The following is an 862-nucleotide window of genomic DNA, read 5'->3' on the forward strand; positions in this document are numbered from 1 at the left end:
TCTATTTACACAAAAAATTTGACAGTTTCGAAAGATGTAATATACTAAAAATAATAAACCAATAAAAATGTAGATATCTCATTATGAAAAAATAAATTGGAAAACCTACAAAATGATTCATTTTGCAAATCTGACATTAAAATACTTCCTTTCCAAAATCCAATAGTATATTTAAAGAATAGCAATCTTTTAAGGAAAACATGTCTTTCATCCATCATCGGCAAAAATGGCACAAAAATAGGGAAAGTCATTATCGACTTTCCCTATTTTTAAACAGCTACCAAATTCTAGATTAACGCATCAATTACATTAATAATCATTCCATTATGTCTTACTTGTTTGATACCTACGCCAAATGGTAAACTATCAACTTCTAATTCTTCTTTTGTACCAGAACGTAATGATTCACGGTGTTGCCATGATGGACCATCTCTATAAATGAATGCATCAAATGCTGCATCTACAAACTCCTTAGGGGTCATTCCGGATGCTGAACCTTGCATACCTTGAACTTCAGTAACTACTGGAACTTTAGAGTTTTTAAATTCAGGTTGATTTAAGAATGGTACTCCATTTGGCATATGGTCATCAATATCTCCGGTTTTTTCAATAGATTCAATATTTTGTTGGGCTCTAAATTCAGCTAAACTTTGTTTTTCAGAATTAATAACAAATGGCACTGTATTCCCCTGTTTTGCATTCCATTCATTTACTAATTGTACAAAATATTGTTCTGCTTCTTGACGTTCTGAATCAGTCCAAATTCCATTATTGCTTGTAAAACCAGAATTTTCTGATGATGACCCACTTTGACTTGCAGAAGCACTTGAAGCACTGCTTGAACTTGCCTTACTTGATTGTG

The 862-nt window shown here is 32.3% G+C and carries 1 protein-coding gene; it reads right to left on the reverse strand.

All coding sequences use genetic code 11. The features are described 5' to 3' along the window. Positions 1-287 precede the first annotated feature (287 nt). Positions 288-862, reverse strand: a 575-nt coding sequence (locus FC45_RS07815) for a hypothetical protein (RefSeq protein WP_162257476.1), incomplete at its 5' end; no start/stop codon positions are given.

The sequence above is a fragment of the Lactobacillus jensenii DSM 20557 genome (assembly GCF_001436455.1).
Taxonomy (GTDB): Bacteria; Bacillota; Bacilli; order Lactobacillales; family Lactobacillaceae; genus Lactobacillus; species Lactobacillus jensenii.